Genomic DNA, 11,630 nt, shown 5'->3' on the forward strand with positions numbered 1-11,630 from the left:
TTTGCATCCTTAGTTAATCAACCTGAAAAATAAAAAAACATATAAAAATTGGTTTACTTCATATTGTGCTAGATATTATGTAAACTAAAAACGCGGGTATGCGTACCTGAAAGCGGAAACTATCGTATTTTTATACGTTAGTATATAGAGGATAATTTAAAGGAGGCGAGTTATTTGAGTAGTACGATTGTAAGTAATTTCAGAAAATCAGTTGCGTTATTACTGGTGCTGTGCCTGGTATTCACATTAATGCCGATTAACAGCGTAGTAAAAGCTGCGACGGTTACGGTTTACCATGAGGACTTTGCAGATGAGATTATGAAAGTTACCAAGGCCGGAAATGCAAGTTTAACACTGGTAGATAAGGCTTTCACAGGTAATGACGACGGCAAGGCCATGTATGTAAGCGGCAGAACAAATAACTGGGACGGCGTTGACATCAAATTTGCTGATGTTGGCATGACAAATGGTAAAACTTATACGATAAAAGTGACAGGCTATGTTGACACAGATGAAACAATACCTTCAGGAGCGCAGGCCTGGATACAGGCTATAGACAGTTATGCCATGGTGTCATCTGCTGATTTTGAAGCAGGGGAAGCTTTTACATTAACAGGAACGTACACTGTTGACACCAGTAAGGATACAGCTTTACGTATTGAATCTGACAATAGTGTAGGGAAGAATGTTTCATTCTATATCGGGGATATACTTATTGAAACTGATAAGGAAACAGAAACAGTTACTCAAGAACTTTACCATGAGGATTTTGCAGATGAGAATATGAAAGTTACCAAGGCCGGAAATGCAAGTTTGACACTGGTAGATAAGGCTTTCACAGGTAATGACGACGGCAAGGCCATGTATGTAAGTGGCAGAATAAATAACTGGGACGGCGTTGACATCAAATTTACTGATGTTGGCATGGTAAATGGTAAAACTTATACGATAAAAGTAACAGGCTATGTTGACACAGATGAAACAATACCTTCAGGAGCGCAGGCCTGGATACAGGCTGTAGACAGTTATACCATGGTGTCATCTGCTGATTTTGAAGCAGGGGAAGCTTTTACATTAACAGGGACGTACACTGTTGACACCAGTAAGGATACAGCTTTACGTATTGAATCTGACAATAGTGTAGGGAAGAATGTTTCATTCTATATCGGGGATATACTTATTGAAACTGATAAGGAAACAGAAACAGTTACTCAAGAACTTTACCATGAGGATTTTGCAGATGAGATTATGAAAGTTACCAAGGCCGGAAATGCAAGTTTGACACTGGTAGATAAGACTTTCACCGGTAATGACGACGGCAAGGCCATGTATATAAGTGGCAGAATAAATAACTGGGACGGCGTTGACATCAAATTTGCTGATGTTGGCATGGTAAATGGTAAAACTTATACGATAAAAGTAACAGGCTATGTTGACACAGATGAAACAATACCTTCAGGAGCGCAGGCCTGGATACAGGCTATAGACAGTTATGCCATGGTGTCATCTGCTGATTTTGAAGCAGGGGAAGCTTTTACATTAACAGGGACGTACACTGTTGACACCAGTAAGGATACAGCTTTACGTATTGAATCTGACAATAGTGTAGGGAAGAATGTTTCATTCTATATCGGGGATATACTGATTACTACTGAAACTACTGACGGTGGTGATACAGAACCTACTCCGGAGGAGCCAAAAGATCCAGCAATACCATTTACAACTATAGATTTTGAGGACAATGCTGCCGGAGGTTTTGTTCCCAGAGGTGGAGCTGAGACTCTTACTGTAACAAATGAAGCAAACCATACCACAGGCGGTGCACTTTCATTAAAGGTTGAAGGCAGAAATCAAACCTGGCATGGACCTTCATTAAGTGTGGTTAAATATGTAGATCAGGGCAATGAATACAAAGTCACTGCATGGGTTAAGGTAATAACTCCCTCAAGTGTCCAGCTTCAGCTTTCAACACAGGTTGGAAATGGAGGTAGTGCGGCATATGTCACTCTTATGGGCAAAACAATCAGCACCAGCGACGGATGGGTAAAATATGAGGGTACATATCGTTACAATAATACATCAAGCGGCTACCTGACTATATATGTTGAAAGCTCAAATAATGCCACAGCTTCCTTCTACATTGATGATATAAGCTTCGTAAAAACAAGTTCAGGTCCAATTGAAATACAAGAGGACATACCTTCTATAAAGGATGTATATAAGGATGATTTCTTGATAGGTAATGCAGTTGCTGCTGAGGACCTTAGCGGCGTCAGGCTGCAGTTTCTCAAAAAGCATCATAATGCAGTCACAGCAGGAAATGCCATGAAGCCGGGAGATTTGCAGCCCACTAAAGGAAATTTCACCTTTACTGCTGCCGATACTTTGGTTGACAAAATGATTTCCGAAGGAATGCTGGTACATGGTCACGTGCTGGTATGGCACCAGCAGTCACCGGCGTGGATGAATACTACCACCGGCGGTGTGGCACTGTCACGAGAGGAAGCTCTTGGAAATCTGAGGACTCATATAAAGACTGTAATGGAACACTTTGGGGATAAGGTAATCTCATGGGATGTTGTGAATGAAGCCATTGATGATAATCCTCCAAATCCAAGTGACTGGCAGGCATCCCTGCGCAAGAGCACCTGGTATAACGCTATCGGACCTGATTACGTTGAACAGGCCTTTTTAGCGGCGCAGGAGGTTCTTGACGAAAAAGGCTGGGATATTAAGCTCTATTACAATGACTACAATGAAGATAATCAAAGCAAATCCCAAGCAATATACAACATGGTAAAAGATATTAATGACAGGTATGCTGAGACTCATCCCGGCGAGCTTCTTATTGACGGAGTCGGTATGCAGGCGCATTACGTAGTAACTACCAATCCGGAAAATGTTAAACTGTCTCTGGAGAGATTTATATCCCTGGGCGTTGAAATAAGCATCACAGAGCTGGATATCCAGGCCGGAAGCAACTCCGTGCTCCCAGAAAAGCTGGCAGATGCACAAGGGTACCTATATGCCCAGTTATTTAAAATCTTCAAGGCCCATGCCGCCAATATAGCACGTGTAACTATCTGGGGAACGGATGACGCCACAAGCTGGAGATCATCGGCAAATCCTCTGTTGTTTGATAAGGACCTTCAGGCAAAGCCCGCATATTACGGGGTAATTGATCCTGATAAATATATGGCGGAGCATACACCAACAACTCCTGAGGGGGCAAAAAAGGGGAATGCCATATACGCCACTCCTACAGTTGACGGAACGGTAGACTCTGTATGGAGCAGCGCACAGTCACTGCCTGTAAACCAGTATCAGATGGCCTGGCAGGGTGCAACAGGCACTGCAAAGGTCCTCTGGGACGACAGCAATCTCTATGTCCTTGTTCAGGTAAGTGATGCGCAATTGGATAAAACCAGCGCTGATGCCTGGCAGCAGGATTCAGTCGAAGTCTTTTTTGACGAAAACAACGGAAAAACTTCCTTCTATCAGGAGGATGACGGGCAGTTCAGGGTTAGCTTTGAAAATGAAGCTACCTTTAATCCTTCAAGCAGGGTAGGTTTTGAATCTGCAACCAGTACTTCAGGAACAAATTATACTGTAGAGATGAAGCTACCGTTTAAATCCGTAACACCAGCAAATAATAAAAAAATTGGCTTTGATGTTCAGATTAATGATGCAAAGGATGGTTCCCGCCAAAGTGCTGCGGCATGGAATGATCTTACCGGCAGCGGGTATCAGGACACCTCCGTATATGGAGAAATCACCCTTACAGGTAAGCCCGGCTCCGGAACGGACAACAATACCGGAAATAACAACACAAATAACAACAGCAGCAACAATAATTCAAACAGCACTGACGACAAATCGGTAATAAGTGTCAGCGTGCCCGTTACAGTAAACGCTGACGGCAGTGCTACCGTCAATGTTACTGATAAAGTGGTAGAAGACATTCTGAAGAACATTGAAACTGTCAAGAAAACAGAGGAAAAGCCGGTGGTTACACTGAAGCTGGATACTTTTGCAAAGGTGAGCGGTGCCACCCTTAAGCTTCCCGGAGATACCCTGTCTAAAATAATTAAGGCAGATAAGGATGCTTCACTTAAGGTAGTTTCAGCCGATTATGAAATTGTATTTGACAGCAAAACCATTGAAACGATTTCAAAGGCCGGAACGGGTGAAACCGAAATAAAAGTTGTAAAACTGGCACCTGCCGATGTTGCAAAATTACCTGCGGCTGCCGCAGAGAAAATTGCTCAGCGTCCGGTATATGAATTTACTGTTACCAGCGGCGGCAAGACCGTATCCGATTTCAAGGCTGGAATAGTAACCGCAAGAATACCATATGCTATTTCAAACAATGAAGATCCAAATGCAATCGTGGCGTACTGGCTTGACGGCAAAAATAATCTGATTCCTGTAAGAGGAACCTACAACAATGGATATGTCGAGCTCAAGACAACACATTTTTCAAAGTTTGCCGTAGGATATAACAAGGTGGGTTTTGAGGATGTGAAGACCACAGACAGCTATTATGCTGCGGCTACATATCTTGGAGCCAGAGATATCATTGCCGGGGCAAGCTTTGATGCAAAGCATGCGGTTACACGCGGAGAAGCCATAGTAATGTTTTTGAAGGCATATAACATTAAACCCTCGGAAAATATTAAGGATAATTTCTCCGATGCCACAGGTGAATTTGCAGGTTACTATGCGAAAGCAAAGGAAATAGGCATGACCAGCGGCGTTGGAAATAACAGACTGGCTGCCGATACTCCCGTAACCAAGGAAATGCTGTATGTAATGCTGCACAACATGATAAACTACCTGGGAGAGTTCCCGGCTGCAGCAAGCCCTGCAAAAGACCAGCCGGCTTTAAAGAACAGCAGTAAACTGGCTAAATGGTCAGTAAACTCTATTAAGAAACTGGTTGAAACAGGAGTTGTGAAAGAGGACGAAAAAACCTTCAATAACCCAAATGCAGACTGCGTCAGGGAAGAACTTGCAGATATACTGTATTCTGTTCTGAGCAGATAAGGCAAAATATATTAATGGATATATAGCATAAAAAAAGAGCGCTGCCTCCGGCACAAGAATTGTGACCGGAGGCAGCGCCTTTTTTTATCTATACCACACGTTCCGCGTGTGGTATAGAATTGCATTTAATAGAAAATATTTACATAGTTTACTTTAAAAGATTTATAAGTAAAATAATGGTTGACAAGCTCTGTATTATATTTTATATTTAATTTATATAGGAATTCATTAAAATAGGACATTAATGGACATAAAAACTCTTTTATTACGTATTTCCTATAGCATCACTCTGAAATAGATTTATTGCAGTAATAACCCTTTTATATTTTATCCGCAGCAGTTATCAGTGGGTATCCCTATTAAAACACCAAATAAAAAGATATGATTTCTTACCTGTTGATATCAGAACGGGCGGGTTGGTTTGGCTGCGGACCTGCAATAATCAGTAAAAGGATTTTGACAGTCAAAGGTAGTCAGATTTTAGCAATACTTATAAAAATACAGTCGATAAATTAAGGAGGCGGTACAATTTGAGCAGTACTATTACAGGAAATTTTAGAAGGACAATATCGGTAGTTTTAGTGTTATGCCTGCTGATTTCATTAATACCTTTTTCCAGCGTGGCAAATGCCGAGACAGCTACAGTATATCATGAAACATTTGCAAACGGGACAGGAATAGCAGCACAGTCAGGCGGAGCCACTCTCACCCAGGTAACCGGCAAGGCCTTTGAGGGAAATAGCGACGGGGCTGCCTTGTATGTAAGCAATAGAGCCAACAACTGGGATGCAGCCGATTTCAGCTTCAGTGCTTTGAAGCTGGAGAACGGAAAAACCTATACTGTCACAGTAAAGGGCTATGTGGATACCGAAGCAGAGGTGCCTGCAGGCGCACAGGCCTTCCTTCAGACTGTAAGCAGTTATTCCTGGCTGGCAGGTGCGGATTTGACCGCCGGCGGTGCTTTTACCCTGACAGGAACGTATACGGTGGATACTGCAAAGGATGACAGAATACGTGTGCAATCAAATGATACGGGAGCTGCAGTTCCTTTTTATATCGGAGATATACTGATTACCGGTGACAAGACCTCAGGCACGGTTATTGATAAGGAAGTATATCACGAAACCTTTTCAGCAGGTAAGGGGGCGGCAATACAGTCAGGCGGAGCTACCCTCACACAGGTAACCGGCAAGGCCTTTGAGGGAAATAACGACGGGGCTGCCCTGTATGTAAGCAATAGAGCCAACAACTGGGATGCAGCCGATTTCAGCTTTAGTGCTTTAAAGCTGGAGAACGGGAAAACCTATACTGTCACAGTAAAAGGCTATGTGGATTCAGATGTGACAGTACCTGACGGGGCGCAAGCCTTTCTTCAGACGATAGGCAGCTATTCCTGGCTGGCAGGTGCCAATTTTACCGCTGGAGCAGCTTTTACTCTGAAGGGCACCTATACGGTTGATACAGACAAGGATGAAAAACTGCGTATCCAGTCAAATGATACCGGCGCGACAGTACCTTTTTATATAGGTGATATATTAATTACCGAGCAGGTTATTGATGACGGTAATAATCCACCCAGGCCTCCTGCAGTGCCTTTTGCCCCAATCACCTTTGAAGACGGGACCTCCGGCGGGTTTGCAGGAAGAGCGGGAACAGAGACCTTAACTGTTACAGATGAGGAGAACCATACAACAGGAGGAGCATTATCCTTAAAGGTTGAAGGAAGAACCAGCACCTGGCATGGGCCTTCCCTGCACGTAGAAAAATATATAGATCAGGGCAGCGAATATAAAATTACTGCATGGGTCAAATTAATAGAGCCTGCCAGTTCACAGCTCCAGCTTTCCACCCAGGTGGGCAATGGAAGCGGTGCTTCATATGTGAGCCTGGCAGCCAAGACAATCAGCAGCAGTGACGGCTGGGTAAAGTATGAAGGTACATACCGCTACAATAATGTAGCAGACGAATATCTTACAATATATGTGGAAAGTTCAAATAACGCCACAGCAGCTTTTTATATTGACGATATCAGCTTTACAGGTACAGGGTCAGGACCTATTGAAATACAGGATTTGACGCCTATCAAGGATGTTTATCAGGATGATTTTCTCATTGGAAACGTTGTTTCTGTAGAGGATATGCAAGGTGTAAGGCTTGAGCTTTTAAAGAAGCACTTCAATGCCGCTACCGCCGGAAATGCTATGAAACCTGATGCGTTGCAGCGTACAAAAGGAGTCTTTACCTTTACCGATGCAGACAAGCTTATTGACAAGACACTGGCAGAAGGGCTGAAAATGCATGGTCATACTCTGGTATGGCATCAGCAGTCACCAGCTTGGATGAACACAACCGAAGATGCCGGTGGAAATACAATCCCTCTTGGACGTGAAGAGGCCCTTGATAATTTGAAAACTCATATAAAAACAGTTGTAGAGCATTTCGGAAACAAGGTTATTTCATGGGATGTGGTGAATGAAGCTATTAACGATAATCCTCAGACACCTTCCGACTGGAAGGCTTCCTTGAGGCAAGCCCCGTGGTATCAGGCCATCGGAGCGGATTATGTCGAACAGGCCTTCCTGGCTGCAAGGGAAGTACTGGACGAGCATCCCGACTGGGATATCAGGCTTTATTATAATGATTATAATCTGGATAATCAAAACAAGTCCAAGGCAGTATACAACATGGTTCATGAAATAAATACCAATTACCAGAAAAATCACCCTGGCAAGCTTTTGATTGATGGGGTTGGAATGCAGGGACATTACATGGTCAATACTAATCCCGCAAATGTCAAGTCGTCGCTGGAGAGCTTTATTTCTCTGGGCGTAGAGGTAAGCATAACCGAGCTTGACATACAGACAGGGAGCAATTATCAGCTCTCGGAAAAGCTTGCGGAGGCACAGGGCTATTTATATGCACAGCTCTTTAAAATTTTCAGAGAACACGCCGCAAATATAGGCAGAGTAACTATCTGGGGTTTGGATGACGGTACTAGCTGGAGAGCTTCAACAAATCCCCTCATATTTGACAAGGATCTGCAGGCAAAACCGGCCTACTATGGTGTGATTGATCCTGACAAGTATATGGCGGAGCATTTGCCTACTACACCACAGGATGCAAGGAAGGGCACTGCAAAATATGCAACTCCCGTGATTGACGGAACTGTTGACCCCGTCTGGAGCAGTGCCTCCGAGATACCCGTAAACCAGTTCCAGATGGCCTGGCAAGGTGCCACGGGAATAGCGAAAGCTCTCTGGGATGATGAAAATCTTTACATTCTGGTTCAGGTAAGCGATTCACAACTGGACAAAAGCAGTGCAAACACTTATGAACAGGATTCGGTAGAAGTTTTTGTGGATGAAAATAATGGGAAGACCTCCTTCTACCAGGAGGACGACGGACAATACAGGGTGAACTTTGACAACGAGACCTCCTTTAACCCGGCAGGAATTGCTGCAGGTTTTGTATCTGCAACAAAGGTTTCCGGTACAAACTATACAGTTGAAATGAAAATACCTTTCAAAAGCATAAGTCCTGAGGAGGATAGAGTCATAGGCTTCGATGTGCAGGTTAACGATGCAAAAGACGGTGCACGTCAAAGTGCCGCCATCTGGAATGATATAACGGGCAATGGGTATCAGGATACTTCGGTATATGGCGTGCTCACTCTCGTTGGGAAAAACTCCCAAGCAGCTATTATTGGAGATTTGAATGGAGACGGTTCAATTGATGCCCTGGATAATGCCTTAATGAAGCAGGTGCTGCTGGGATTAGTTACTGATCTTCCGGTCCAGGATGACCTGTATGCTGCCGACCTGGACGGGGATGGGCAAATAACTGCACTGGATCTGTCTTTAATAAAGCAATACCTGTTGGGACTTATTACAAAGTTCCCGAAAAATCCCTAGGCAGGCACGTAACTATAGTAGTGCCTCCGGGGTAGGGAAAAGCAACTGCAGTGATGTGATTTTGGATATGCCGGTGATTAGCCGCGGTGAAATTGCAACTGTATTGCCTTTTATACACATAAATATAAAGTTAAGGAATTGAGATTTTTAATAGACTGCCTTTAAAACAATCACTTGTTTTGGGGCAGTTTTTTATTATAGGCAATTAAAAAAATTTTCAACTTGTCAATCTTCAAATATAGGATGAAGGGCATGATATACACAGGTTTACAGTTTCTTAAAATATATATTATCATGTAATAATATAGTATAATAAGAAAATTATAAGGGATTCTTTTATACAATTTACTGGGATTGTGGTAATTGTAGCATTACATGTATTTGTTATAAAGTATATAAAAAATTTAGCAAGTAAGAAAAATTAAAAATAAGAACTAATGTGCAACCTGGAAGTACGAGAAAAAATAAAGGGTGGATAATTTATCAATACGCAGATGGTAAAGTAACAACGTCAGGTGACTTGGGGAAGAAACTTACTTTGAGTCAGATGCTTGATAAAATGAGGTAGGGAGGATAATAGCTATGTTACAACAGAAAAAGTATATTTTTATAGTGATAAGTATAATAGTTTTACTTTGTGTAGTATTAGTAATTTATTTTACGCTGCAAAGCAGACCACGAAATGTAATTGAGGATAAATTAAAAATCAGGTTACCTTCTACATCAAGCACTGTAAATTATCATTATAATAATGATGGTGGTTACTTTAAAGCAAAAATACTAATTGAAGAAAAAACATTGATTGATTTAAAAAGTCAACTGGATGTGCGCTTTTTTGGTCAAACCATGTCAAAAAGTGATATCGCTCAAATTCCAAATTTTAAAGGTACTTGCCAATGGTGGGATTTAAATATAGAGGATATTGATGTTGGATATATGAACTTTATTGACGAAAAAAAGTTGTTTGGGGGCATATATCCTCATCAGGTATGGGCATTTATTACAAAAGAAAAAGATGGAAGATACTATTTATATATTTCGTATTGACATAATTAATAATTTATAGTAATTATAATGATTCTGCAGTCAGTGTGTATAAAGATAGAATTTCCCGCTTACCATTTTAAAGCGGTGGTGCCATCATAACACTACGGCATACCAGACATAAGGAGATGACGAACCTCAGTAAAAATCGATTCCTGCCCCCAGCCATTTTATATTGAGGGGTGGGGATAACCAAGACCTCGATAGATAGTAATATATACTACTTATTGAGGTTTTTGTTTTTTCAGATGGTGCTGGTCTCCGCCGACAATAAAAAGGAGTAGTGGGGATTTAACCATTTCTATTGTAATAAATTGTATAATATGGAATAATTAAATCAAATAATAAAAAAGGAGTATATCATAATAACTTCTTCAAACATACATATTTACTTGATTCTGATTGGCGGTTAATGATAGTCCATAGTATCAGAGTCGGGTAAGATAGTAAGAAAGGAAGGGAAGATAACACTTATACAAGGAATTAAACGCAAGCTCCTTTGAAATTGCTAATAATTATCAGGAGGTAATTCAAGAATGCTTAACATGAGAAAAAGAATACTATCCATAATCGTTTTCTTTAGTGTGTGCTTCAGTATGAGTCTGACCTGCTTTACCCAGGAACAGGGCATCACTCAGGGTGCGGCTGCAACTGCGGCTGAAGCAGGTTTGATTGGAGATCTGAATGGAGATGGGTCCATTGATGCTCTGGATAATTCGTTAATGAAGCAGGTACTTCTCGGCACCATCACCGATCTTCCGGTACAGGATGACCTGTATGCTGCCGACCTGGACGGGGATGGGCAAATATCCGCACTTGACCTGTCTTTAATGAAGCAATACCTGTTGGGGCTTATTGCAAAATTCCCGAAAAATCCTCAGCCAAGCACACCGACTGTGATAATGCCCTTAGGTGATTCAATAACCGACGGCCTGGTCGTGCCGGGAGGTTACCGCATCAAATTGTGGAAAAGCATCACCGACAACGGGCAGAAAGTGGACTTTGTAGGGTCTTTGTCAAACGGTCCGGCAGAACTTGGGGATAAAAATCATGAAGGACACTCCGGCTGGAGAATCGACCAATTGGACACCAATATCAATTCCTGGATGACAACCTATAAGCCTAAAATTGTGCTGCTTCACATAGGTACAAATGATGTGGCTCAAAATACTGATCTGGCAAATGCACCTGCCAGACTGGGAACCCTGATTGACAAGATTTGTGCCAAGCTTCCGGCAGGAGGCAAGCTGTATGTGGCGACAATCGTTCCGTTGGGAATGGGTGATCTGAACAACAAGGTCAAGGATTACAACAGTAAAATTCCTGGTATTGTTCAAAGCAAAGTCAGCCAGGGAAAGCCGGTATATATGGTTGACATGTACAGTGCACTCACAACCGCGGATCTGGCAGATGGCGTGCATCCAAACAGAACAGGCTATGACAAGATGGCGGATGTGTGGTACAAGGCCATAAGCAATGACCTGTCAAAATAATGCTTTGATTTATAATGAATATAATGTTTTTGATTAATATCTTAAAAGGCTCCCGCAAAAGGGAGCCTTTATTTTTAAACGGCTTTGATTTTGCTTTCCGGAGAGGAGAATAGCTGGTCCGTACATACATTTATAT

Annotated in this window: 4 protein-coding genes; all 4 read left to right on the plus strand. The window is 42.2% G+C overall.

Translation table 11 applies throughout. From position 1 onward, the window contains the following. Positions 1–174 precede the first annotated feature (174 nt). The 4 genes from CLHUN_RS10460 to CLHUN_RS10475 all read left to right on the plus strand — a co-directional run bounded on the left by CLHUN_RS10460 (position 175) and on the right by CLHUN_RS10475 (position 11,494). Positions 175–5,046, plus strand: coding sequence for an endo-1,4-beta-xylanase (locus tag CLHUN_RS10460; protein WP_080064537.1), 4,872 nt, complete (start codon positions 175–177; stop codon positions 5,044–5,046). 530 nt (positions 5,047–5,576) lie between these two features. Continuing rightward, positions 5,577–8,957 carry an endo-1,4-beta-xylanase gene (locus CLHUN_RS10465; RefSeq protein ID WP_340148332.1) on the plus strand — a complete coding sequence of 1,127 codons (3,381 nt, stop codon included), beginning with the start codon at positions 5,577–5,579 and terminating at the stop codon, positions 8,955–8,957. Between the two features lie 582 nt (positions 8,958–9,539). Next, positions 9,540–10,004 carry a hypothetical protein gene (locus CLHUN_RS10470; protein WP_080064538.1) on the plus strand — a complete coding sequence of 155 codons (465 nt, stop codon included), beginning with the start codon at positions 9,540–9,542 and terminating at the stop codon, positions 10,002–10,004. A 533-nt stretch (positions 10,005–10,537) separates the two neighbouring features. Then, positions 10,538–11,494, plus strand: coding sequence for a GDSL-type esterase/lipase family protein (locus CLHUN_RS10475; RefSeq protein WP_080064539.1), 957 nt, complete (start codon positions 10,538–10,540; stop codon positions 11,492–11,494). Positions 11,495–11,630: the final 136 nt, after the last annotated feature.

The sequence above is a fragment of the Ruminiclostridium hungatei genome, assembly GCF_002051585.1.
GTDB lineage: Bacteria > Bacillota > Clostridia > Acetivibrionales > DSM-1351 > Ruminiclostridium > Ruminiclostridium hungatei.